The sequence below is a fragment of the Acidithiobacillus acidisediminis genome (genome assembly GCF_023277115.1).
Classification (GTDB): domain Bacteria; phylum Pseudomonadota; class Gammaproteobacteria; order Acidithiobacillales; family Acidithiobacillaceae; genus Igneacidithiobacillus; species Igneacidithiobacillus acidisediminis.
Map to the genome: position 1 here is coordinate 1,044,414 of NZ_JALQCS010000001.1, position 24,377 is coordinate 1,068,790.

Sequence of the window (24,377 nt, forward strand, 5' to 3'; positions counted from 1 at the left end):
ATAAACTACTACCGAAATGTAGAATGATCTGCTGGGAAGGGAGACTATGAAAAACCACGTGACCATTGGGCGTTTGGCGCGCGAGGCGGGGCTGGCAGCCGAGACCCTGCGCTATTATGAACGAATCGGCCTGATTCAGCCGATACAGCGTACACAATCCAACTATCGTCTCTATGACGATGAGGCGGAGGCGCGCCTGCGTTTTATCCGCCGGGCGCAGAACCTGGGCTTTTCCCTCGCGGAGGTGAAGGAATTGCTCGACATCAGCGGCCGGCCGGAGAACGACATGGGCGCGGTGAAGCAAATTGCCGAAGGCAAGATTGTGGATATCGAGGAAAAGATCGCCGACTTGCAGCGCATGCGCTCAGCTTTACAGCGTGTCAGTGAGCGTTGTCCTGGGCACGGCTCGGTCGAGGGTTGCCCGATTCTTGCCTCCCTTGCGGGCGTGGAGAACGACACCGCTGTGCTCCAAGCGCAAGCGCGCTAAGCCCAGCTAGTCGCGCGGCTCGCCGAGCAGGACGCGCAGAGCCCCCGAGCCCCCTTCGGTGGGGCGGGCCGGGGCAAACGCCAGCACTTCGCGGTGGCGCTGCAGCCAGTGCCCAACCAGGCGCTTCAGCACGGGTACCTGGCCCGGGGAACCATAGCCTTTGCCATGCACGATCCGTACACAGGTCCAGCGCTGGCGGCGCGCCTCCAGCAGGAATCCGCCAACCGCCGCACGGGCCTCGTCCGCTCGCAATCCGTGCAGATCGAGATCGGCCTGAATACGGATCTTGCCGCGGCGAAGATCGCGCAGCCGCCTTTCTGGCAGGCCAGGGCGCAAATAGATCCACTCGTCCCCGGTCCACCAATCGCTTTCCTCCTCATGGCCCCTGGCGAGATCAGCGAGCACCGCGAGATCGTCGGCCAAGGTAGATTGTGCTACCGGTCGCGGGGGGGGCGGGCGTGAAGGCGGTGCAGGCGCCGCAAGGGGATGAACATCCCCTACAGCGGCACGAAATTCAGCGCGCTCCTCTTCCCCCAGGAGTGGCCCAAGTGGCCCCTGCTGCTGCGAGTGCTTGCGACGCTGTGGCACGCATCAGTCGCTGGCCTGCTCCAGCCAGCGCTCCGCGTCGAGGGCTGCCATGCAGCCGGTACCGGCACTGGTCACCGCCTGCCGGTAGACGTGATCCTGCACATCACCCGCGGCAAACACGCCTTCTAGACTGGTCATGGTGGCAAAGCCTTCGCGGCCGCCCTTGGTGATCAGGTAGCCCGTCTCATCCATCTCCAATTGGCCTTGAAAGAGCTGGGTGTTGGGTTGATGACCAATGGCAATGAACACGCCCGTCAGGGCGATGTCCTGGGTGTTGTCATCGGTAGTGGAGCGCAGGCGCAGACCGGTGACCCCGGATTTGTCCCCCAGCACTTCTTCCACCGCATGATTCCACAGAATCTTGACGTTTTCCTTGGCAAAGAGCTTATCTTGCAGGATTTTTTCGGCGCGGAACTTGTCCCGTCGATGCACTACCGTCACGGTCTTGACGATATTGCTGAGGTAGAGGGCCTCTTCGACGGCAGTATTGCCACCGCCCACCACGGCCACATCCTGATTCCGATAGAAAAACCCATCACAGGTGGCGCAGGCCGAGACCCCCTTGCCGCGCAGCTGGGTTTCGCTCTCCAGGCCCAGATACTTGGCCGAGGCGCCCGTGGCGAGGATCAAGGCGTCACAGGTGTAGGTGGCCTGATCGCCACGCAGGCGGAATGGCCGCTGCTGGAGGTCTGCCTCCTGAATGTGATCGAAGACGATTTCCGTATCGAAGCGGCGTGCCTGTTTTTCCAATTCCGCCATCAAATCCGGGCCCATGACGCCATCGGCGGCACCCGGCCAATTGTCGACGTCTGTGGTGGTCATGAGCTGACCGCCGGGCTCCATGCCCTGGATCAAGACCGGATGAAGATTGGCGCGGGCGGCATAGATGGCGGCCGTGTAGCCCGCCGGACCGGACCCGAGAATCAACAGACGACTGTGTTTGGCTTCGGACATCCCTGCGCTCCTGCAATAGTTTGGCTGTTGTCTAGGATAGCAGCTTGCCTACCCGTCTGTCAGAGTCTCCTGTCAGAGTCCGACGGCGGAGAACGCCCCTTTGCTACGCGCCGATCAACCGCGCAGGGCGTAGCGCCAACTGAGACGAACGATGGCTACCAGGGCGTTGGGCAGCCTGCTGCTAGCGGCATTGGCGCCGGGGTTGACGATATATTGCAGGTCCGGGGCAATAGAGAGCCCGTACAGAAGCGGCTGCTTCCAGTTGATTTCCAAGCTGGTTTCTGCACCACTATCGCGCTGCCAGGCACGGGCCATGCCCAGGCTGAGGGTGCTGCCCGGAGAGGTGGGCAGAAAATGGCGCAGGCGTAGTCCGGCCCCCAAATAGGTATGGATGGGTGACACGGCGGCGGTGTTGGGGGCTGAGCCAGCCTGCACAAAGGCCCCCCAATCTGTCCCGGCGCTCTTCCAGCGGTACTCGCCAACGCCATAGAAGCCGCCTTGGCTGGGCGTAGCCCCGATGGCAATGTCCTGACTCAGATAGGGACCGTGCACCTGGCTGTAGTAGCCTCCGGCCTTCACGGTAAGCTGTCCTGGCCCAAGAGGCAGCGCCTCGTCCACTTCGCCATAGCTGATGACCCCATCACTCCCCCAGGGGCGTCGGAACGGATGCACCCCATCGGCACCAAAGACCCCTGCCAGGATGGTCGTCCCGCCCCAATGGCGAGCGACCATGAGCCCCAAGCTCGAGTACGGGTAGGTGGGGGTATAGGCAATATTGCCGGAGATGATGGGATTAATGCCCTGAGAAGGGTTAAACAGTTCCTCTGCCACGCCGATATCATCGAAATAATCATTGGGATTGATGAGGCCGATGCGCGCTGTGTAAGTGCCTAAGGTCTGGCGATAATAGGCTTTATACAAGCGGGTTACATGGGCGTAGGCGGTGGTAAGGTTGGAAACCCCCTGTACATCGCCCACATACAGGCCATCGGGGTTGCCACTGTTGGCCACCAAGCCTTCCACCAGGAAGAGCCCACCCGGCCACCAATCCGCCTTGCCCGTGTGCAGCGCCAAGGCGCCCTTCCACAGCCCCGCCGCCGTGCTGCCCTGAGCAAGGCCCCCGCTCAGGTTCGAGACGCTTTCCATATCCAGGTGATTGACGAGGGAGAGCCCCTGCTCCCAGGGTTGATGGGCGATCTCGGGGATGGAACGACCACTCGATGTTGCCCAGGCGTCATGGCTACCGAGCAGGCAGAGAAAAAGTGAGGCGGCGCGTAGTGCGGTGATCCGCGATGCATTGGGCATGGTCAGGCCTTTGGCGGTTTTCGCGAACAGTTGGCGGAGCGATGCTGGAGGACACCCTGGGTCTTCGGGCCGCTGATTTTCAACTTGAATGGGAGTTTGAGCGCAAACTTTCCAGCCGCTCGGCAAGCCACACCTTGATAATGGACTGTCGCGTTACGCCAAGCCTTCCGGCCTCACGATCCAGTGACTCAATCATCCAGGTAGGGAAATCCACATTAACGCGCCTCTGCTCCTGCATTACCCGTCTGCCCTTGGATAAATCCAGCGCAGAGGTAATATCCATTCCCTCGTCAAACTGCTCATCAAATAGTTTAGCTTTCATAGAGTGCAACCTCCTCGGTGCGTGAGCGGCGAACAGAAATGATTCGAATATTTGTCCCTCTATAGGTAATTACGGCTGACCAATGCTTTTCATGAATCAGTCCAATCACGAGGTATCTCGGCTCATCCTCTGTCTTTGCTGGAATCTCCAAAAGTCTTGGGTCATCCCATAAGACCTGAGCATCGTCAAAGCTGATGCCATGCTTAAGAAGATTGACCTGACTTTTCGTCTCGTCAAATTCAAAGGTGATCATGGTATAAAAAATATACCATGACTAACGGGGAGGCAAGCTGGGAGGGCCAAAATCGTGCAAGGATGCAGGCTATCAGCGGGCAAGCATCGTGCGTTGATGGGGCGCCACAGCCCGAGCACAAAGCGCAAATCTTCCTCCACCCGTTGCATTGCTGGCTAGGGCAGTGCCTTTTCGCGCATGCTACTCGTCGTGCGTCCACATACAGAGCACCTTGACGACATGCTCAGGCTCCAGACTGCATAGACAACTAATCCGGGCTTAGGCATTCAACACTGGTCAGTTGCTCGATGGTGGCCTGCCGGAACCATGGTAACTCGGAAAACGGCAAAGCGAGCAGCGCATCGAGGAACGCAACCGCATCTTCGACGGGCGTAGGCACCTGGATGATCTTGGGACTGGTCACCAGCCGCAGAAAGCTGGCGAGCACTATGGGCATCAGTGTGAAAAGTGCGCCCGTGCTTGCGCTTCCCAGTGACTCTTCAAGCCATTTGCGCGCGGTCAGATGATGCGGTTAATCGGTACGCGACGCCGCCCCCAAGACGTTGACGTCAGGCGCCATCGTCCAGGGCCTTGAGTAGGGAATTATTGCTTAGTGGATCCACCCCTACCACCAAGCCGCCGCGGCCTTTGAAGACAGGCAAACGGACTCTTTCGGGTTTCACCGCCCCCGATCTGGCGCGCAAATGACCCAAGCACTCTTGGCGCGCTGGGCATTCACTGGCGGGGACACCGCCGAGCAGTTTGGTTCTGATGCCTAAAGTCCAAGTTCAGGGGCGGCTCCGCCGATGGCAGAGTCGTCCCCTGGAACTTGTCGTTGGGGGTCACAGGCCAAGTACCAGCCTCAAGCCCTCTTCAACTTGGCGCATAGCCTGCCCCGGAAGGGCGCGCACACGCTCAGTGAGAAAAGAGCGATCAATGGTCAACAACTGAGACACATTGACGACGGATGGCTTGGAGAGGCCGGAGTCTGACTTGCCAATCCGGACATTGCCCGGCGCTTCAGCCAGCGCGAGGTTCGACGTGACCACTGCCACGATGACCGTGGCAATACGGCTCTCATTAAACGGGTTGGATTGAATGACAAGTACCGGACGACGCATGCCCGGCCCGGAACCCGCTGGCGCGGGTAAGGATGCCCACCAGACCTCACCACGCTTCATGGCTGATGGACTGAATCTGCGCCTGAGCTAAATCACTGTCCACTTGTGAGGACTCTGAGCCATAGACCGCGTTCAGCTTGGCCGTAACAGCGGTAGCTCCCCGAGAACCCAGGTACGCCGAAAGCGCCTCGGCATAAAGCTGACTGCGCGACATCTTCAACTGGTGAGCAAGTTGCTCAGCGGCATTGAAGACCGTGTCTGGGAGAGAGATCGCAACCTTCATACTGCAACGGTATCACTAAAGTATGACCGCCACAACAATGACACCCAACGCTTGAGTTAAGCGGCGTGCGGTACGCGCGTCCGCTTGGACGAGTAGTTAGGTTCCTTGCCGGCTGATGGGCGAGGGCGAACTGACTTTGCCTTGATGGATGTTGGCACAGTCACTGGCGTTACCGAAGTAGAGGAAGCGATTTCCGCTCGTAAGTTCGAAGAGGTAGTCGCCTTCCTGCGCGTACTGCGCCGGCGGAATGATCTGCTGGGCCTGCGACAAAGTAACGTCGGCTAGTCGCGTGATTCTCTCCGCATCCGATGCCGAGATGAGCTGAGGATGGGAGGGCGTGCCGTACGACCAGCCCAAATATCCGTTGTGGACGAAGAAGTCTGCCATTGAGACCTAACGTTTGACGTTGGGGGCGGCCGAAGCCGCAAGCGAAGGGAACCGCAAGTGCAGCTTGCGGACGTCCCTCTCGACGGAATTTTGGGCGGCGCGACACTAAAAGCACGCAATATAAACATAGCATTCGAGGCCCGATGCATCTTTGCCGCCAGAGCTACGTAAGTAGCTTTTATCCCTCTTCTCGGGGTGGTACTTTTCGTATCGTCTGGATTTTTTGTCAGAAACACAGAGCTCAAACAACCCTTGCTCAACTTCAAGTGCAGTTGTGTAGTCGAGCTCGGCTGCGATTACAAAGACGTGTGGAATCTCAATGCCAATATAGCTTCTTCTACGGTTTTCAAGCGTGCTAGTATAGCCAACTAAAAACGTCGTTACCTGCGGAGAAGAAATAACTATATCAATATCCGCCAGGCACCTTTGAATCAAATTTGATGTACGTCTGTTCATAGGTTATTAGGACAGGGGCCTTTGTTTTGAATGTGATGCCCAACGTTCGCGGTTACCGGCGGGCTTGGGAGACGCGCCATAATCACGTTGACCAAGACCGTCCGTGTTGAGCGCGTTGTTATGTGCTTCTATGTTCACAAACCCAACTCGTTGGCGATGACTGTGATTTCATTCTTGAAATAGCCGTCTAGCACAATGTTTTGTTTCGACGGTCGCTCTTTTTGTGCCCAGGTTGTGAACTCAGCTCCCGCAGTTTTTCCACTGCAATAGACGACACGCGCGCCAGTCTTGGCCAACGGCTCCCAGATATGTTGGTCGTGTGGGCGCACACGGATTCCGACGACCACAACGGTTGCGGCAGAATTAATCAAATCACGATAGCGCTGCCGTTGAGACGCGATGAAATTGGCCCCACTCGTGGTCGCTTTACTTGGCTCAAAGTAACTCATTACCGGAGGAAACGCGTCCTGTGTAATCCGTTTTTGAAATTCATGGGGATTCGAGATAGCACGAACGGGACCGTTCGTAGTTACGTTCATTCCGGCAAATGATACTGCGCCAGCAGCCCCCGTGACTGAGTCGCAAAACAAGTGGCAGCACCCGTGAGGAAAACAAATTTCCAGATCGTATCCCGGCTTTGAGGGCGAACCGACAACCGGCCGCAAGCCAACATTGGAGACACACTGCTCGAGAAGTCTTTCATAATTTAACGTGCAGATTGCTCCGCTCCAGCCTGCCGCCTTAATTTTTTGTGCAAGGCCGACATATGTATTGGTGTTTCTTGCTTGCCAGTTAAAAAAGAAAGCAGCCATTGCGCGTTGCAGCACAGGCAATGAGTGGCTACGAGTCTTATTGAGCTCAACCATTCCTGCCTCGAAATCGCCGCTAAATAAGCTATGCAATGCCATAGGCAGCGTCCCCCACCCATGAGGATTGAATTTTCTCAATTCGTCAAAGAGTGCTCCTCCTAAAGGAGGTGTGTCACTCGTATCTGATCCGTAACTGGCGCCCGCTCCCAACACCAATAGTGTGCTCATTCGCGATCTCCAGTTTTCGGCACATAACGTCAATTATACTGTACCATAAAGCCATGTAACATCATTTTAAGCGGTCTATCAAGAGAGAGCGAGCATGACAACAAGCCGGTTGCGCGTCAAAGATCTGGATTTTGAGCGTCGTGAAATTGTGATCGGTAAGCAAAACCCAACAGGGATACTCTCACCGCTATCCCCGCCGCCCCCGCCTGCATTACAGCGGGAATAAGATGCCCCTTACCCCCTATCCGCCGTCCCCAACTCCCGCGCCCGCTCAGGCGTAATCTGCCGTGCCCGGATCCAGGCGTAGACCACTGCGGGTACCAGGGCGAGCAGCCACAGGGCCACGGACCAATCCAGCGGATACACAAAAGGCAGCAAGGACTCCCAGAGTACCCACCAGAAGAGCAGGGTGGCGATGATGGGCAAAACAAAATGGAAGAATGGGCGCGGGGCGAACTTTTCCTTGCCGCGGGGCAGGCGCATCAGGGCGATGTTCATCAGGGTGTGGACGGTCACCAGGCCAATGAGTACGGCGGTGGTCATCACGTTGAAGCCATTGCTGGCACCAAAGCAGCCCCCAAAGACCAGGGCCAGGGCCAGAGCGAGGAGGGCCAGGGCATTGATGGCGCTTTGGGGTGCACGTTGGCCGTTTACCTGGGCAAAGCGGGTGTGTAAAAGCTGATCGCGGCCGATGGCAAAAAGCACCCGCGCAGAAGAATTGAGCAGGACGATGCCGTCGGCCATGGCGCTGTTCAGGGCCAGGATCACCAGCGCCGCTGCCCCCCACAGGCCCAGATAGCGATGAAAGACCACCACCCCGGGGGCGCCATTCTGGGCAAAGGCGTGCATGTCATTCATTCCCCAGCCCACGGTCAGGGCATAAGCCGAAAGGATCAGCGCTGCCCCGACCAGGGTCAGGGAGGCCAACGCCGCCTTGCCGATCACCCGTCCTTGCTGGGTGCGCACACCCCGCGCCTCTTCCCCCAAGGGGGTATGACTGCCCACGCCAGTGAAACTGGTGATCGCAAAGATCATCCCCATGGCTACCCCCTTGAAGCCCACATCCCCTGGGCTGAAGGGCAACCAGGGATGGACGGGTGCCGCCTTGGCGATAATGAATAAAGAACTGCCGACCAAAAACAGGATTTCCATCAGGCTGGTGAGGGCGACGGTGCGAATGCTCGGACGAATCCCCGCCACACTCAGCAACCACGGCACCCCAATGAAAAAGAGGATGCTGGCTACCCAAAACCAGGCGGGCAGGGCAAAACCCAGGCTGCGCACCAGGCCCGGCAGGAACACGCCCCCCAACATAGACCGGGATCGCCCCCACGCTCAGGGTCTGATAGAAAATGACCAAAAAACCCGTAGTGATGGCCGCCCGTGGCCCCAGGCCCGCCGCCACGAAGCTGTAATAGCCCCCCGCCGAGTCGCGATGCTTGGTCAGGTGTTAGATGGTATTCACCTCGATGAACATCAGCAGAAAGGCCGCCACGTAAGACAGGGGCATGGCGACCAGGGCAAAGGCGGCACCAGCGGTCATGAAGGCCACCACGTCGCAGGTGGGGGCCACGCCTGAAATGCTCTGTCCGACGAGGCCCCAGAAACTTACCACATCCGTTTTCAACTGGTGTGCTTGCGGCATGATTTATCTCAATATGCAACTTTGTTGCATCAATTCTCGCGGCATCCATAAACAATGTCAGATGCTGTGTGACCATGCCCTATATGTTCATAAAAACGAAATAAGATGAAGGAGTTCCATGGTTTTTCTGGTTTATTTTCTTGACAGGGTGTCAGCGCTCCTTTAGCGTGCGCCTATGGCTAGAACTGCTGCTCCCTCGCGTCCCGCCAAAGTGGCTGGGCCACAGTTGAAACGATCACTGCCCTGGAAAAGCGAGATTGCCCTCGTACTCCTCCTGGTCTTTGCCTTGTTCGCAGCGATTTCTGTCATCAGCTTTCATCCCTTGGATCCGAGTTGGTTCAACAGTGGTCGTGGAGAGCCCGTAAAAAATTGGGGCGGCGAACTTGGGGCAGAGCTGGCGGCTTTCCTGGTGCAGATCATGGGGATTGCGGCTTGGCTCTTCCCCTTCGCACTGCTCGGATTCTGTTGGACCTGGTTGCGTCGTCTTCATTTTCAGCACCCTCTACCGCGTTTGCGCATCCTGGGGGGTGCGCTATTCCTACCGATTTTCAGTGTGCTGCTGGCTTTTCTTTGGCCCCTGTTTTGGTGGCCGATCAAGGGGCAAAGCCCCGGCGGCATCATTGGTGCCGGCCTGTCACAGCTTCTGGCGCCGCTGATTGGTTCCGTGGGCAGCGTTCTTGTCTTCCTTGCGCTGCTGCTATTCAGCATCGCGCTGCTCACCCGCTCCAGTCCTAGACAATGGCTCAGTGCCCTGGGAAATGCCCGTTTGCCGCATGTGTCGATGCCACGCATTCCCTCCTGGCGCCGCACCCGACCTACCTCTCCGCTGGGGAAACCTGCGCCGGCTCCCCAGCTGGACCCCGCTGCCTCTGCGCCTGCTGTCCCCCTGGTGACGGAAGCGCCTACAGCTCCTCCGCCAGCACCCAAAAAAGGCAACCCCTCGCCCGCCAAAGGCATGGCAAAAACGAACAAGGACCAGTTGTCGTTTCCTGCGCCCGTCGGCCCGCCCCGTGCCGATGGCCTGCCGGATCTTGGTTTGCTCGATGCTCCAGAACTGGATGATCCGGCCCTGACGCCCTCCGCGGAGGAACTTGCTGCTCGCTCTCGCTTTCTCGAAGAAAAATTTGCCGATTTCGGTGTCAGTGCGCAGGTAGTTGCGGCCCACCCGGGACCGGTCATCACCCGCTACGAGATCGAGCCTGCGGCTGGCGTCAAGGTGAGTCAGGTGGCAGGCTTGAGCAAGGATCTGGCGCGGGTGCTCACGGCGCGGGTACGCGTGGTGGAGGCCATCCCAGGCAAGGCAACCATGGGCATCGAGGTGCCCAATCCCAAGCGCCGGGTCGTGCGGTTGTCGGAAATTCTTGGCAGTAGCGCTTTTGCGCACAGCAAGAGCCTTCTCACCCTGGCCCTGGGGCAGGACATTGGTGGGCAACCCATCGTCGCAGATCTGGCGCGCATGCCGCATCTTCTGGTGGCGGGAACCACCGGCGCTGGCAAGTCTGTTGGCGTCAATGCCATGATTCTCAGTGTTCTTTATAAGGCCACGGCACAGGAGGTCCGCCTCATCCTGGTGGACCCGAAGATGCTCGAACTCTCGGTCTACGAGGGGATCCCGCATCTTCTCGCCCCTGTCGTTACCGACATGCAGGAAGCGGCCAATGCCCTGCGCTGGTGCGTTGCGGAAATGGAGCGACGCTACAAGTGGATGGCCCATGCCGGGGTGCGCAACCTAGCTGGCTACAATCAAAAGATCCGCGAGGCCGACGCGCGCGGCGAGACCCTTCCCGGCCCGGACAAGGATTTCAATGACGAACCCATCGCCATGCGTCCACTTCCGGCTATTGTGGTGGTCATCGACGAATTTGCCGATCTGATGATGGTGGTGGGAAAGCAGGTCGAGACCCTGATCACCCGTCTCGCCCAGAAGGCACGCGCGGCGGGGCTACACTTGATCATGGCGACCCAGCGCCCCTCGGTAGATGTAATCACGGGGCTGATCAAGGCCAATATTCCCACCCGCATCGCCTTCCAGGTCTCCTCCCGCATTGATTCCCGCACCATTCTCGACCAAATGGGCGCGGAAACCTTGCTGGGGCAGGGGGATATGCTGTACCTGCCCCCAGGTAGCGGTTACCCACTGCGCGTGCATGGGGCGTATGTGAGTGACGACGAGGTGCATCGGGTGGTCGAAAGCCTGCGGCAGTTGGGGGCACCAGAGTATGACGAAGATATTCTTGCCGGTGTTGGGGACGATGTGGGTTCGGGCGAGAATGGGGATAGCGATGCGGAAAGCGATCCCCTCTACGATCAAGCCGTGGCTATCGTAACCACTAGTCGCAAGGCGAGCATCTCTTATGTGCAGCGCCAGCTCAAAGTTGGTTATAATCGGGCAGCTCGAATGATCGAGGAAATGGAGAGGGTAGGCATCGTTGGCCCCTTGCAAAGTAATGGTAGTCGAGAGGTATACGCCGCTGCGCCGCCGCGTGACTAAGCTGCTGAAGCATGGCTGTGCCGCATTGGCGTTGCTTGGTCTTGGCAGTCTCGGGGCGGTGACGCCAGCCTGGGCAGCCACTGCGACCAGCGCCGCCGCCGTGATGCAGAAGTTTTTCCAGACCAGCAAGACCATCAGCGCCGATTTCCAGCAAGAGGTCGTCAATCACGGCGGCGTTGTGATGCAGCGTGCCCAGGGGCAGCTGTGGATCGAACGGCCCGGACGCTTCCGCTGGAACTATGCCGGCAAAAACGGGCAAATGATCGTGTCGGATGGCCAGCAAGTTTGGCTCTACGAACCGGCGCTGCAGCAAGTCACGGTGCAGCCCCTGGGCAAAGTTTTGGGCAGTACGCCAGCAGCCCTGATTGCCGGGCGTGATGTGCTGCCTGCCGATTTTCAAATCAGTTCCCTGCCAGCCAAGGATGGCCTGCAATGGGTCCTGCTCACCCCCAAGAAAGGGCAGAGCCAAGGCTTCACGTCGATCCGGATGGGTTTCGACGCCGCAGGGCAGTTGCGTGACATGCGCATGGAAGATGCCTTCCAGCAGGAAACCGTGCTGCACTTCGATCATGTGCGCGTCAATGTGCCCATTGCCAGCAAGACCTTTCATTTTACTCCGCCTGCCGGGGTAGACGTTCTTAAAAACCCCTGAGTGGAGTTCTCATGCGTAAGACCGCCCTGTTTCTGAGTCTGACCGGTATCCTTGCTTGTACGGCCAGCGTTCCGGCCCTTGCTAATGCCTTCTCTGTGCCTACTGGCGCTGCGGCCTTGTCCGAGGCGCAAGCGGTAGTTGCCGATGCCCAGCCGGTGAGCAACTACTCCTACAACCCCGCTGGCATGGCATTTTTTGCTGGCAATCGCGCCGCCTTTGAGGTGCTGGCGCAGCGACCCTCCTATAACTACTCTGGTCCGGACGGCAGTACTGGCGGCGAAACAAAGACCAATATTCTGGCGGATCTGTACTTCACCCATCGCTTTGACAGCGTGCCCCTGGCCCTGGGGATTGGTATTACCTCGCCCTATATCCTCCACAACGCCTGGGCGCCCAACACCCTTTCTCCGACCAATCCATATCTCCAGAGCCAGTTACGCATCATCGACATCAACCCCAGTGTGGCCTATCTGGTGCTGCCGGATCTCAGCGTTGCCGTTGGTCTGGATTATTACCAAAGCACTGGCGGACATTTTGGGCCGATTTCAGCAGATGGCGGTGGGGTAGGTGGACGTGTTGGTCTGCTCTACAGCACCGAGGGTTACAATATTGGCCTGAGCTATATTTCCCCCGCCAGCATCAGCGCCGGGGGCGGCAAGATCGAGTTGCCGGGCAAGGTTCAGGCGGGATTCCGCTATCGTTGGACGCCCTCCTTTGCGACCGAGCTCGATGTTGACTGGACGGACTGGAAAAATGCCCAGCTCCCTTACTACGGCAATCTTGGCTGGAAATCGGCGCTAGCCTACCGTGTAGGCTTGAGTTATCACCTCAACCAGGATCTGGAGATTCGTGGCGGTATTGCCCATGAAGACAGCCCTGCGGGCACCCAGGCGGTGCAGCTTGCGGCGCCAGCCACCGCTTCCAATCTCGCCTCCTTTGGTCTGGGAATCGGTCTTGGACCTTGGCACTACGATATCGGCGCTGCCTACGCGTTATCTGGTTCTGCCTCGGGCGCGGCATTCTCCATTCCGGATACCAGCACTGTGGTTCCAGCAGGTAGCTACAAGGCGAGCAACTTCACCTTCGGCGTGGCCATCGCCCGCAGTTTCTGAGGACTCATCCAACAACAGCCATGAGCCAGCGGCGTCCTTTGGCTGCGCGTATGCGGCCAAGCAGGCTCCAAGATTTCGTTGGTCAACCGGCGTTATTGGGTCCACAGGGTAGCCTGCGTGCCATTCTGGATGGTGGTGCCTTACCGTCGCTGATCCTGTGGGGACCGCCCGGCTGCGGCAAGACAACTCTGGCCAGGCTTCTGGCGGAGCAGGAAGATGCCCAATTTCTCACCCTCTCCGCCGTCGAGAGTGGAGTCAAGGACTTGCGCGCCGTGGCGGAACAGGCGCGACGGCTACGCGACCGGGGGCAGGGAACGGTCCTGTTCGTCGACGAAATCCATCGTTTCAATCGGGCCCAGCAGGATGCCTTGCTCCCCTATGTGGAGGAGGGGCTTTTCACCTTGATCGGTGCGACCACGGAGAACCCCAGCTTTGCCTTGGCCTCGGCACTGTTGTCGCGGGCCCGGGTGCAGGTACTCCAACCCCTGGATACGGCCGCCTTGACTGAAATTCTCGACCACGCGCTGACGGATGTGGAGAATGGCGTCGGCGCCCAAAAGCTCCCCCTCGCTCCGGATGCGCGGAGCTTGCTCCTGGCAGCGGCGGATGGTGATGCCAGGCGCTTGCTCGGCATGCTCGAAATGGCCGTTGACGCCTGTAAGGAAAAAGAAATTACCGTTGCGCACGTGCAACAGGCTATCGGACAAAGCTGGCGCCAATTCGACAAAGGCGGTGAGCAGTTCTACGACCAGATCTCCGCCTTTCACAAATCCCTGCGCGGTTCCGACCCCAATGCGGCCCTGTACTGGCTGGCACGGATGATTGATGGTGGCGCCGATCCCCTCTACCTGGCCCGCCGCATGGTGCGCATGGCCAGCGAAGACGTTGGCCTCGCGGACCCCCGTGCCCTGCAGATCGCCATTGCGGCGCGGGATGCCTACCAGTTCCTCGGCAGCCCCGAGGGAGAGTTGGCCCTGGCCGAGGCGGCGGTCTATCTCGCCAGCGCTCCCAAGAGCAATCGCATCGAGCTGGCCTGGAATGGGGTGCGGGCGCAGGTGCGTCGGGAAGGCAGTCGCCCCGTCCCCCTGCATCTGCGCAATGCCCCGACCAAGCTCATGAAAGCGCTGGATTACGGCAAGGAATATCAATACGATCACGATTTTCCCGACGCTATCGCGCCGATGCAGAGTTATCTGCCTACGGGGATGGCAGCGGAACCCTGGTATACCCCAGCAGATCGGGGCTTTGAACAGACCATGACGGAGCGCCTGCGCTGGATCGCGGCGCACCGCAAGCAGCGCGGAGACTGAAGATGCTCGACCCCAATTGGCTACGCACCCAGACCGTAGAGGTCGCCAATCGCTTGGCGCGACGGGGCTATGAGCTGGACGCGAATCGCTTGTATCAGCTCGACCAGCGGCGCAAGGCCCTGCAGGTGGAACTCGAAGACCTCCGTAACCAGCGCAATACCGTGTCCAAGGAAATCGGCCTCGCTCGCCGCGAGCAGCGCGATACCACCGCGGAGCAGGCCCGCGCCAGCGAGATTGGCCAACGGGTGAGCGAGGCAGAGACAGCGCTCGCTGAGGTTCTTGCCGATTGGGACACCTGGGTACGTAGCCTGCCCAACGTCCCCGCCGACGACGTGCCCGACGGGCGCGACGAAAGCGACAATGTCTGTCAGCGGACCTGGGGATCGCAAACGGTCTTTCCCTTCCCCGTCCAAGACCATGTGGATATCGGCAGCCGCCTGGGCATCCTGGATTTTGCTGCCGGTGCCAAGCTCGCTGGTGCCCGATTTGTGGTCCTGCGCGGCGACGGTGCGCGTCTGGAACGGGCCCTTGCCCAGTTCATGCTCGATCTGCACACCCGGGAGCATGGCTATGAAGAAATCGCGCCGCCCTATCTAGCCAACCCCCAGTCCCTTTTCGGCACCGGACAGTTGCCCAAATTCGAGGAAGACCTGTTTGCCCTGCGCAATGATGACTACTACCTGATCCCCACCGCTGAGGTTCCCCTCACCAACCTCCTGCGCGACGAGATCGTCAGCGATCTGCCGCGCAAGTTTTGCGCCCATACCCCCTGTTTTCGCCGCGAAGCCGGCTCGGCAGGGCGGGATACCCGCGGTATGATCCGCCAGCACCAGTTCGATAAAGTCGAACTCGTTCAAATTGTGCGCCCCGAGGACGCCGTCCAGGCCCACGAGGAACTCACCGCCCAAGCCGAAAAGGTGCTGCAGTTATTAGAGCTGCCCTATCGGGTCATGCTTCTCTGTGCCGGTGACATGGGCTTTTCCGCGACCAAGACCTACGACCTTGAAGTCTGGTTGCCGAGTCAAAACTGTTATCGCGAAATCAGCTCCTGCAGCAACTTCGGTGCCTTTCAGGCGCGTCGCCTGCAGTTGCGCTATCGCGATGCCGACGGTAAGCCGCAGCTGGCCCACACCCTGAATGGCTCTGCCCTGGCGGTGGGCCGTACCCTGGTGGCCTTGCTGGAAAACCATCAACAGGCCGATGGCCGGGTGCGGATCCCTGAGGCCCTGCGCCCCTATCTGGGCGGGCAAGCCTATCTTGAGCCCCGGAGTGTATGATTCCCCTTATGTGCCGGTCAGCTGTGCTTTGCATAGCGAGCTGGAACTCGCGGCCCTGCGTCGTCGGCCGATCACTCTGCGCCTGCGGGACGGTAGCTCGCGGCGGGGGACCATTGCCGATGTCTGGACGGAGGCGGGCCGGGAATGGTTACGCCTGCATAGCGCAGGCGCGGAAGAAATTCTGGATTTGACGATGGTGGAGCGTGTCGATGCAGTGGAAAACTAAGATCATCCTGGCGGCAACCATGCTGCTGGGGGCCAGCGGTCCCGCTTGGGCGGCGGAATTCCCCCTCCCCCCTGCCGGCAGCAACATGGTGGGCCAGATCCAAGTGGTCTTGGCGCGGCATCAGGACACCCTTCTCGATATCGCCCGCCACTATGACGTGGGCTATAACGAAATCCGCGCCGCGAACCCTGGGGTGGATCCCTGGTTGCCGGGTGCCGGCACTCGGGTGGTCATACCGACCCAATATATTCTGCCATCCGTGCCGTGGAAGGGCATCGTCATCGATATCCCCGCCCGTCGCCTTTATTACTTTCCCACCGATCAGAAGGTCGTTTACACCTTCCCCATTGGCATCTTCCGTCCCAAATGGCCTGATCCCCTGGGGACGACCAAGATTATCGCCAGGGTCAAGAATCCGAGCTGGACCGTACCCAAAAACATCCAGGAGGAGCACGCCAAGGCTGGCGAGCCAATCCCCGCCTACTTCCCGCCCGGACCAGACAACCCCATGGGAGAGCTGGCTCTGGAAACAGGTTGGTCGCAGATCTACATTCACGGCACCAACAAGCCTTGGGGGGTGGGCATGCGGGTAAGCCATGGTTGCTTCCATGTCTACCCCGAAAACGAGGTCCAGCTCTTCCAGATGGTCAAGGTGGGCACCCCAGTCACCAGTATCGATGCACCGTATCTGGTTGGCAGCAGCGGCAACGGCCACCTCTATCTACAGAGTTTTGCGCCCATCGAAGCCTACGCAAGCAAGGACTCGCCACAGCAGCGGGCAGTGAACGCCATCGTGCAGTACCAGAAAAGCATGACAAGCCCGGTGGTCGTCAATTGGCAACGGGTCATCGACCTCGTGCAAAAGCCGGATACGATTCCCACGCCTATTGATGTCTCCGCCCCCAGCTTGAGCCAAGTAATAGCCGGCTTGCCGGCAAAGCCTTACGCCTTTGCGCCCTATGGCGACAACGCCAATCAGGCCACACCACCGGGGGCGTTAAAATAGGGCTTGCAAAGGGGGGGCGAGGTCAGTATAGTTCGCCTCCTCGGCAGCAAATAAGCGCTGACGAGGTCGGAACCAGGGAGTGAAGATTGACTTCTGATTCTGAGTCGAAGTAGGATATAGGACCCGGTGCGGGGTGGAGCAGCCAGGCAGCTCGTCGGGCTCATAACCCGAAGGTCGTAGGTTCAAATCCTACCCCCGCTACCAATATTTGCGGTACACAGTTTTGTTCTTTCCCAACCGAGTGGAGATGTGTGGGGTTTAGGCCCTAAGCGTTGTGCGGATTTTTGATTTGGGAGTATCGAGTGTGAGCTTGGTGCGATCTGATCAGGGGTTTGCATGGCGTGAAGTTTTGAGAATTGTTGGATTGAACGTAAGAGTTTGATCCTGGCTCAGATTGAACGCTGGCGGCATGCCTAACACATGCAAGTCGAACGGCAGCACGGGCTTCGGCCTGGTGGCGAGTGGCGGACGGGTGAGTAAAGCGTAGGAACCTATCCTTTTGTGGGGGACAACCCAGGGAAACTTGGGCTAATACCGCATAAGTCCTGAGGGAGAAAGCGGGGGATCTTCGGACCTCGTGCTGAGGGAGGGGCCTACGTCCGATTAGCTAGTTGGTAGGGTAAAGGCCTACCAAGGCGACGATCGGTAGCTGGTCTGAGAGGACGATCAGCCACACTGGGACTGAGACACGGCCCAGACTCCTACGGGAGGCAGCAGTGGGGAATTTTTCGCAATGGGGGCAACCCTGACGAAGCAATGCCGCGTGAATGAAGAAGGCCTTCGGGTTGTAAAGTTCTTTCGTGGGAGACGAAAAGGCAAGCGCTAATATCGTTTGCTGTTGACGTGAACCCAAGAAGAAGCACCGGCTAACTCCGTGCCAGCAGCCGCGGTAATACGGAGGGTGCGAGCGTTAATCGGAATCACTGGGCGTAAAGGGCGCGTAGGCGGTTAGTTACGTCTGCCGTGAAATCCCCGGGCTCAACCTGGGAATGGCGGTGGAAACGGGCTGACTAGAGTATGGGAGAGGGTGATGGAATTCCAGGTGTAGCGGTGAAATGCGTAGAGATCTGGAGGAACATCAGTGGCGAAGGCGGTCACCTGGCCCAATACTGACGCTGAGGCGCGAAAGCGTGGGGAGCAAACAGGATTAGATACCCTGGTAGTCCACGCCCTAAACGATGGATACTAGATGTTTGGTGCCTTAGGTGCTGAGTGTCGTAGCTAACGTGATAAGTATCCCGCCTGGGAAGTACGGCCGCAAGGTTAAAACTCAAAGGAATTGACGGGGGCCCGCACAAGCGGTGGAGCATGTGGTTTAATTCGATGCAACGCGCAGAACCTTACCTGGGCTTGACATGGTAGGAATCCTGCAGAGATGCGGGAGTGCCTTCGGGAACCTACACACAGGTGCTGCATGGCTGTCGTCAGCTCGTGTCGTGAGATGTTGGGTTAAGTCCCGCAACGAGCGCAACCCTTGTTCCTAGTTGCCAGCGGTTCGGCCGGGCACTCTAGGGAGACTGCCGGTGACAAACCGGAGGAAGGTGGGGATGACGTCAAGTCCTCATGGCCTTTATGTCCAGGGCTACACACGTGCTACAATGGCGCGTACAGAGGGAAGCGAGACCGCGAGGTGGAGCAGACCCCAGAAAGCGCGCCGTAGTTCGGATTGCAGTCTGCAACTCGACTGCATGAAGTCGGAATCGCTAGTAATCGCGGATCAGCATGCCGCGGTGAATACGTTCCCGGGCCTTGTACACACCGCCCGTCACACCATGGGAGTGGATTGTACCAGAAGCAGCTAGCCTAACCTTCGGGGGGGCGGTTACCACGGTATGGTTCATGACTGGGGTGAAGTCGTAACAAGGTAGCCGTAGGGGAACCTGCGGCTGGATCACCTCCTTTAAAGAGACAGGGTACTAGACCCCACACACGCCACTCGGTAGAGAGACTTGGGCCTATAGCTCAGCTGGCTAGAGCACACGACTGATAATCGTGAGGTCAGTGGTTCGAGTCCACTTGGGCCCACCAAATGGGGCTGTAGCTCAGCTGGGAGAGCACCTGCTTTGCAAGCAGGGGGTCACCGGTTCGATCCCGGTCAGCTCCACCAGATTGCTGGTGGGGAGATCTATCCCGAGAGGGGTAGATAGGAGTAGGGAAGGGTAGAGGGAGAGAAGTAGGGTAGGTAGTGGAGAAGAGATGGATTGTCTCTTGTGCACTGCGTACCGGAAGGTGCGAAGTATTGTTCTTTTACAACAGAAGAAGGGAAGGCCCGTTGCCAGGTTCTGGGACTTGGTAGCGATTCTGCAAGGTATTGCGGGATATATGGTCAAGTGAATAAGGGCATACGGTGGATGCCTTGGCGGAAACAGGCGATGAAGGACGTGGATACCTGCGAAAAGCCTCGGGGAGTTGGTAAACGAGCTGTGATCCGAGGATGTCCGAATGGGGAAACCCGGCCCGTAAGGGTCATTGCTGATGGAATACATAGAGTCAGCAAAGCGAACGCGGTGAACTGAAACATCTCAGTAGCTGCAGGAACAGAAATCAACCGAGATTCCCGTAGTAGCGGCGAGCGAACCGGGAGCAGCCATCATGATTTAGCAAGAGGCCTAGGAGAACGACCTGGAAAGGTTGGCCGTAGTGGGTGATAGCCCCGTATCCGAAAGGTTTTTTGTGGAACTAGGCATGAGAGAAGTAGGGCGGGACACGTGGAATCCTGTCTGAAGATGGGGGGACCATCCTCCAAGGCTAAATACTCGTTTCCGACCGATAGTGAACCAGTACCGTGAGGGAAAGGCGAAAAGAACCCCGGAGAGGGGAGTGAAATAGATCCTGAAACCGTATGCCTACAAGCAGTGGGAGCCCCTTAGGGGGTGACTGCGTACCTTTTGTATCATGGGTCAGCGACTTACTTTCTGTGGCGAGCTTAACCGAAGAGGGGAGGCGTAGGGAAACCGAGTCTGAATAGGGCGACAGTCGCAGGGAGTAGACCCGAAACCGGACGATCTATCCATGGTCAGGATGAAGGTGGGGTAATACCTACTGGAGGTCCGAACCCACGCCCGTTGAAAAGGTCGGGGATGAACTGTGGATAGGAGTGAAAGGCTAAACAAGTCCGGAGATAGCTGGTTCTCCTCGAAAGCTATTGAGGTAGCGCGTCGCATATAACTGCCGGGGGTAGAGCACTGTTACGGCTAGGGGGCTGTCACGGCTTACCAAACCGTTGCAAACTCCGAATACCGGCAAGTTGAGTGCGGCAGACAGACGGCGGGTGCTAACGTCCGTCGTCAAGAGGGATGAAAACCCAGACCGCCAGCTAAGGTCCCCAAATATGGCTCAGTGGGAAACGATGTGGGAAGGCACAGACAGCTAGGAGGTTGGCTTAGAAGCAGCCACCCTTTAAAGAAAGCGTAATAGCTCACTAGTCGAGTCGGCCTGCGCGGAAGATTTACCGGGGCTCAAGCCATATACCGAAGCTGCGGGTGCACTTTTAGGAGTGCGCGGTAGAGGAGCGTTCGGTAAGCCAGTGAAGGTGCATCGGAAGGTGTGCTGGAGGTATCCGAAGTGCGAATGCTGACATGAGTAGCGATAAAGGGTGTGAAAACCACCCTCGCCGTAAGCCCAAGGGTTCCTGCGTCAAGTCAATCTGCGCAGGGTGAGTCGGCCCCTAAGGCGAGGCCGAGAGGCGTAGCTGATGGGAGATCGGTTAATATTCCGATACTGTGGTTCGATGCGATGGGAGGACGGAGAAAGGTAGCGTATCCGGGTGTTGGACGTCCCGGTGTAAGCGTGTAGGCAGGCTCTTTAGGCAAATCCGGAGAGTCAATGCCAAGGCGTGATGCCGATCTTCTACGGAAGAGAAGTACGTGAACCTACGCTTCCAGGAAAAGTCTCTAAGCTTCAGTCGAATCATAACCGTACCCCAAACCGACACAGGTGGGCAGGAAGAAAATTCCCAGGCGCTTGAGAGACCTCGGGTGAAGGAACTCGGCAAATTGACACCGTAACTTCGGAAGAAGGTGTGCCCTGGTAGGTTGTAGTCCCTTGCGGACGAAGGCCGAGAGGGTCGCAGAGAATCGGTGGCTGCAACTGTTTAACAAAAACACAGGGCTCTGCAAAGACGAAAGTCGACGTATAGGGTCTGACGCCTGCCCGGTGCCGGAAGGTTAAGTGAGGGGGTGCAAGCTCTTGATCGAAGCCCCGGTAAACGGCGGCCGTAACTATAACGGTCCTAAGGTAGCGAAATTCCTTGTCGGGTAAGTTCCGACCTGCACGAATGGCGTAATGATGGCCACACTGTCTCCACCCGAGACTCAGCGAAGTTGAAATCGCTGTGAAGATACAGCGTTCCCGTGGCAAGACGGAAAGACCCCGTGCACCTTTACTACAGCTTAGCATGGGATTTTGAGATGACTTGTGTAGGATAGGTGGGAGGCGTTGAAGCGCGGACGCTAGTTTGCGTGGAGCCGACCTTGAAATACCACCCTGGTGATCTTGGGATTCTAACCTCGATCCGTGATCCGGATCAGGGACAGTGTTTGGTGGGTAGTTTGACTGGGGCGGTCTCCTCCCAAAGAGTAACGGAGGAGTACGAAGGTACCCTCAGCGCGGTCGGAAATCGCGCAGTGAGTGCAAAGGCACAAGGGTGCTTGACTGCGAGACAGACAAGTCGAGCAGGTGCGAAAGCAGGTCTTAGTGATCCGGTGGTTCTGTATGGAAGGGCCATCGCTCAACGGATAAAAGGTACGCCGGGGATAACAGGCTGATTCCCCCCAAGAGTTCACATCGACGGGGGAGTTTGGCACCTCGATGTCGGCTCATCGCATCCTGGGGCTGTAGCCGGTCCCAAGGGTATGGCTGTTCGCCATTTAAAGCGGTACGCGAGCTGGGTTCAGAACGTCGTGAGACAGTTCGGTCCCTATCTGCCATGGGCGTTGGAGATTTGCGGGGAGCTGCTCCTAGTACGAGAGGACCGGAGTGGACGTACCTCTGGTGTTCCGGTTGTTCTGCCAAGGGCATTGCCGGGTAGCTATGTACGGACGGGATAACCGCTGAAAGCATCTAAGCGGGAAGCCCACCCCAAGATGAGATCTCCCGGGGCATAAGCCCCCTGAAGGGCCGTCGCAGACGACGACGTTGATAGGCAGGGTGTGTACGCACAGCAATGTGTTCAGCTAACCTGTACTAATCGCCCGTGTGGCTTGACCATATATCACCCCAATACCTTCCCTTCCCTTCTTCTCGCCCACAAGGCAAAGTTCCCTTTGTCTGGCGGCCATAGCGCAGTGGTACCACCCCTTCCCATCCCGAACAGGACCGTGAAACGCTGCAGCGCCTATGATAGTGGGGGGCCTCCCCCCGCGAAAGTCGGTCACCGCCAGACGCCTATACCCAACAACCCCAGCTCCGCTAGCTGGGGTTGTCTTTTTGCAGCGCGCTGCGTACAATCGCGCAAAAAGTGGGCCAGGTGCCCACTTTTTGTTTCTGGAAGGTTGCTGTCTTGGATAATCGACTCGCGGAAGGTATTGAAATGCAGGTAAGCGCGATGGGCTGTGAGCTCGTCGACGTGCGTTTGCTGCGTTCTGGGCGGCAGATCACGCTGCAGATCTTTATCGATAAAGAGGGCGGCGTAGACATTGACGATTGTGCGGCGGTTAGCCGCCAAGTCAGCGTCTGGCTCGATGTGGAAAATCCAATTCAAGGTGCCTATCGACTCGAGGTTTCCAGTCCGGGGCTTGATCGACCGTTGATCAAGATGACCGATTATCAGCGCTTTCTGGGTTCGGAAGCAGAATTGGAGTTGCACTCCCTGGTAGAGGGGCGACGGCGTTGGCGCGGCATTTTACTTGCCGCGACTCCCGAGTCGGTGCAATTGGCGACGGAGTTTGGCGAACGGACGTTTTCATACAGTGCCATACACCGTGCCAAATTGGTGCCGCAATGGTAATGGCAAGAGTGTTGCGTGAGGGAATCACAGGATGAGTCGGGAACTTCTATATCTGGCTGACGCCGTTGCACATGAAAAGGAAGTGGATCGGGAGGTGATCTTCCAGGCCCTGGAGGCCTCGTTGGTGTCCGCGTCCAAGAAAAAATACGGCCAGGATTGGGATATCAGTGTGGAACTGGACCGCAAGACCGGAGATTACCTGACCAAGCGTTGGTGGATGGTGCTGGCCGATGAGGAAGAAAAGGACATTCCGGACCAGCAGCTGCATTTGCAAGAGGCGCTCGCCAAGGACCCCGCGGCTCAGGTTGGGGAAAAGATCTGTGAGGAGCTTCCCGCGGTAGAGTTTGGCCGTATCGCAGCGCAGAGTGCGAAGCAGGTGATCTTTCAGCGGGTACGCGATGCAGAGCGGGATCGGATCGTGGCCGATTATGCGTTCCGCCAAGGGGAGATCATCAGCGGATTGGTCAAGCGGATGGACAAGGGCAATGCCATTGTCGATATGGGCCGCGCTGAGGCAATTTTGCCCCGTGATGAAATGATTCCGCGCGAGGCGATACGGCCAGGTGATCGGATTCGTGCTTATTTGAAGGAAGTGCGGCGGGTACAGAAAGGCCCACAGCTTTTTCTGTCGCGCACCGCACCGGAGCTGCTGCTGAAACTCTTCGCACAGGAGGTGCCGGAGATCGCCAATGGCATGATCGACCTCATGGGGGCGGCGCGTGACCCAGGACTGCGTGCCAAGATGGCAGTGCGTTCCAATGAGCCGCGCGTGGATCCGGTCGGCGCCTGTGTGGGCATGCGGGGCAATCGGGTGCAAACCGTAGTCAACGAATTGCGCGGGGAGCGGGTCGATATCATCGTCTGGTCGGCGGATCCGGCCACTTTCGTGATCAACGCGCTATCCCCTGCCGAGGTGTCGAGCATCATCGTTGATGAAAACACCCACAGCATGGATGTGGTCGTGGACGAAGAACAGCTGTCTCTGGCCATTGGCCGAGGTGGGCAAAATGTCCGTTTGGCCAGTCAGCTCACGGGCTGGACGATCAATATCCTGACCCAGGATGAGGCACGGCAAAAACGCGAAGAGGAAGACTCACGTTTTCAGCAGGAGTTCGTCAACGAGCTGGATATCGAGGCGGATTTGGCATTGCTCTTGGTGGAAGAGGGATTTACCTCGCTGGAAGAAATTGCCTATGTACCTGCGGCAGAGATGCTCGAGATTGAAGGCTTGGACGAAGAATTGGTGACGGAATTGCGGCGGCGCGCCCGTGATCGCTTGCTGAGCAAGGCGATTGCACAGGAAGAACAGGTGCATTTGAGCGAGCCGGCAGAGGACCTCCTGCAGCTTCCTGGCATGGATGATGCCCTGGCCCATCAATTGGCCGCCAAGGGAATTGCGACAGCCGAAGATTTGGCAGAATTGGCAGTAGACGAACTGGAGGAAATGGTGGCGGTCGGCAGCGAGCGCGCCAAATCCCTGATCATGGCGGCGCGTGCGCCTTGGTTTTCTTGAGTAACCGCAGAATGAGACCAGGGCAG

22 protein-coding genes, 3 tRNA genes and 3 rRNA genes are annotated in these 24,377 nt (G+C 58.2%); 17 read left to right on the forward strand and 11 right to left on the reverse strand.

Annotated features, from left to right (window positions below):
* Positions 1 to 46 precede the first annotated feature (46 nt).
* Positions 47 to 487: a heavy metal-responsive transcriptional regulator gene (locus tag M5D89_RS05375; protein WP_248884819.1), complete on the forward strand. Its 441-nt coding sequence runs from the start codon at positions 47 to 49 to the stop codon at positions 485 to 487.
* 6 nt (positions 488 to 493) lie between these two features.
* On the opposite strand, the gene M5D89_RS05380 is transcribed toward M5D89_RS05375, so the two are convergent.
* The 8 genes from M5D89_RS05380 to M5D89_RS05410 form a co-directional block, all read right to left on the reverse strand.
* Positions 494 to 1,075, reverse strand: a complete 582-nt coding sequence (locus M5D89_RS05380; RefSeq protein WP_248884820.1) for a Smr/MutS family protein — start codon at positions 1,073 to 1,075, stop codon at positions 494 to 496.
* A gap of 3 nt (positions 1,076 to 1,078) precedes the next feature.
* On the reverse strand, positions 1,079 to 2,029 hold the full coding sequence (trxB, locus tag M5D89_RS05385; protein WP_248884821.1) for a thioredoxin-disulfide reductase: 951 nt from the start codon (positions 2,027 to 2,029) through the stop codon (positions 1,079 to 1,081).
* A 114-nt stretch (positions 2,030 to 2,143) separates the two neighbouring features.
* Positions 2,144 to 3,334, reverse strand: coding sequence for a carbohydrate porin (locus M5D89_RS05390; RefSeq protein ID WP_248884822.1), 1,191 nt, complete (start codon positions 3,332 to 3,334; stop codon positions 2,144 to 2,146).
* Between the two features lie 79 nt (positions 3,335 to 3,413).
* A complete protein-coding gene (gene brnA, locus M5D89_RS05395; RefSeq protein WP_248884823.1) occupies positions 3,414 to 3,656 on the reverse strand; it encodes a type II toxin-antitoxin system BrnA family antitoxin in 243 nt (80 codons plus the stop codon).
* Entirely contained in the window at positions 3,646 to 3,909 is a 264-nt protein-coding gene (locus M5D89_RS14415; RefSeq protein WP_348550656.1) for a BrnT family toxin, read from the reverse strand. Before M5D89_RS14415 ends, brnA begins: the two co-directional genes overlap by 11 nt.
* 247 nt (positions 3,910 to 4,156) lie before the next feature.
* A complete protein-coding gene (locus tag M5D89_RS05400; protein WP_248884824.1) occupies positions 4,157 to 4,345 on the reverse strand; it encodes a PIN domain-containing protein in 189 nt (62 codons plus the stop codon).
* A 385-nt stretch (positions 4,346 to 4,730) separates the two neighbouring features.
* On the reverse strand, positions 4,731 to 5,009 hold the full coding sequence (locus tag M5D89_RS05405) for a type II toxin-antitoxin system PemK/MazF family toxin (RefSeq protein WP_248884825.1): 279 nt from the start codon (positions 5,007 to 5,009) through the stop codon (positions 4,731 to 4,733).
* Between the two features lie 46 nt (positions 5,010 to 5,055).
* Positions 5,056 to 5,292 (reverse strand): hypothetical protein, encoded by a 237-nt coding sequence (locus M5D89_RS05410; RefSeq protein WP_248884826.1) that lies wholly within the window; start codon positions 5,290 to 5,292, stop codon positions 5,056 to 5,058.
* A gap of 144 nt (positions 5,293 to 5,436) precedes the next feature.
* Here M5D89_RS05410 and M5D89_RS05415 point away from each other — a divergent pair, with 144 nt between their 5' ends.
* Complete coding sequence (locus M5D89_RS05415; protein WP_248884827.1) at positions 5,437 to 5,577, forward strand: hypothetical protein; 141 nt, start codon at positions 5,437 to 5,439, stop codon at positions 5,575 to 5,577.
* A gap of 692 nt (positions 5,578 to 6,269) precedes the next feature.
* Here M5D89_RS05415 and M5D89_RS05420 read toward each other — a convergent pair.
* From M5D89_RS05420 to M5D89_RS05430, 3 genes are all read right to left on the reverse strand, one after another.
* A complete protein-coding gene (locus tag M5D89_RS05420; protein ID WP_248884828.1) occupies positions 6,270 to 7,172 on the reverse strand; it encodes a hypothetical protein in 903 nt (300 codons plus the stop codon).
* A 234-nt stretch (positions 7,173 to 7,406) separates the two neighbouring features.
* A complete protein-coding gene (locus tag M5D89_RS05425; RefSeq protein ID WP_248884829.1) occupies positions 7,407 to 8,486 on the reverse strand; it encodes an APC family permease in 1,080 nt (359 codons plus the stop codon).
* Positions 8,487 to 8,622: 136 nt separating this feature from the next.
* Entirely contained in the window at positions 8,623 to 8,817 is a 195-nt protein-coding gene (locus tag M5D89_RS05430; protein WP_248884830.1) for a hypothetical protein, read from the reverse strand.
* 226 nt (positions 8,818 to 9,043) lie between these two features.
* Between M5D89_RS05430 and M5D89_RS05435 the strand changes: the two genes are divergently transcribed.
* The 15 genes from M5D89_RS05435 (at position 9,044) to nusA (ending at position 24,351) form a co-directional block, all read left to right on the forward strand.
* Complete coding sequence (locus tag M5D89_RS05435) at positions 9,044 to 11,308, forward strand: DNA translocase FtsK (RefSeq protein WP_283102961.1); 2,265 nt, start codon at positions 9,044 to 9,046, stop codon at positions 11,306 to 11,308.
* Positions 11,301 to 11,960, forward strand: a complete 660-nt coding sequence (lolA, locus tag M5D89_RS05440) for an outer membrane lipoprotein periplasmic chaperone LolA (RefSeq protein ID WP_248884832.1) — start codon at positions 11,301 to 11,303, stop codon at positions 11,958 to 11,960. Before M5D89_RS05435 ends, lolA begins: the two co-directional genes overlap by 8 nt.
* Before the next feature lie 11 nt (positions 11,961 to 11,971).
* A complete protein-coding gene (locus tag M5D89_RS05445; RefSeq protein WP_248884833.1) occupies positions 11,972 to 13,072 on the forward strand; it encodes an OmpP1/FadL family transporter in 1,101 nt (366 codons plus the stop codon).
* A gap of 50 nt (positions 13,073 to 13,122) precedes the next feature.
* Positions 13,123 to 14,382, forward strand: coding sequence for a replication-associated recombination protein A (locus M5D89_RS05450; protein ID WP_248884834.1), 1,260 nt, complete (start codon positions 13,123 to 13,125; stop codon positions 14,380 to 14,382).
* A gap of 2 nt (positions 14,383 to 14,384) precedes the next feature.
* A complete protein-coding gene (gene serS, locus M5D89_RS05455) occupies positions 14,385 to 15,659 on the forward strand; it encodes a serine--tRNA ligase (RefSeq protein WP_248884835.1) in 1,275 nt (424 codons plus the stop codon).
* Positions 15,652 to 15,885 (forward strand): Rho-binding antiterminator, encoded by a 234-nt coding sequence (locus tag M5D89_RS05460; RefSeq protein ID WP_248884836.1) that lies wholly within the window; start codon positions 15,652 to 15,654, stop codon positions 15,883 to 15,885. The genes serS and M5D89_RS05460 overlap by 8 nt, the downstream gene beginning before the upstream one ends.
* A complete protein-coding gene (locus M5D89_RS05465; protein ID WP_248884837.1) occupies positions 15,869 to 16,891 on the forward strand; it encodes a L,D-transpeptidase family protein in 1,023 nt (340 codons plus the stop codon). The genes M5D89_RS05460 and M5D89_RS05465 overlap by 17 nt, the downstream gene beginning before the upstream one ends.
* Before the next feature lie 127 nt (positions 16,892 to 17,018).
* A tRNA-Met gene (locus tag M5D89_RS05470) sits at positions 17,019 to 17,095 on the forward strand.
* A gap of 162 nt (positions 17,096 to 17,257) precedes the next feature.
* Positions 17,258 to 18,793, forward strand: a 16S ribosomal RNA gene (locus M5D89_RS05475).
* A gap of 49 nt (positions 18,794 to 18,842) precedes the next feature.
* Positions 18,843 to 18,919 (forward strand) — tRNA-Ile (locus M5D89_RS05480).
* Between the two features lie 3 nt (positions 18,920 to 18,922).
* A tRNA-Ala gene (locus M5D89_RS05485) sits at positions 18,923 to 18,998 on the forward strand.
* A 217-nt stretch (positions 18,999 to 19,215) separates the two neighbouring features.
* A 23S ribosomal RNA gene (locus M5D89_RS05490) occupies positions 19,216 to 22,100 on the forward strand.
* 58 nt (positions 22,101 to 22,158) lie between these two features.
* Positions 22,159 to 22,274 (forward strand): 5S ribosomal RNA (rrf, locus tag M5D89_RS05495).
* Together the 16S, 23S and 5S rRNA genes with 3 tRNA genes alongside form the textbook arrangement of a ribosomal RNA operon.
* A gap of 117 nt (positions 22,275 to 22,391) precedes the next feature.
* Positions 22,392 to 22,838, forward strand: coding sequence for a ribosome maturation factor RimP (rimP, locus tag M5D89_RS05500; protein ID WP_248884838.1), 447 nt, complete (start codon positions 22,392 to 22,394; stop codon positions 22,836 to 22,838).
* A gap of 31 nt (positions 22,839 to 22,869) precedes the next feature.
* Positions 22,870 to 24,351, forward strand: a complete 1,482-nt coding sequence (gene nusA, locus M5D89_RS05505; RefSeq protein ID WP_248884839.1) for a transcription termination factor NusA — start codon at positions 22,870 to 22,872, stop codon at positions 24,349 to 24,351.
* Positions 24,352 to 24,377 lie beyond the last annotated feature (26 nt).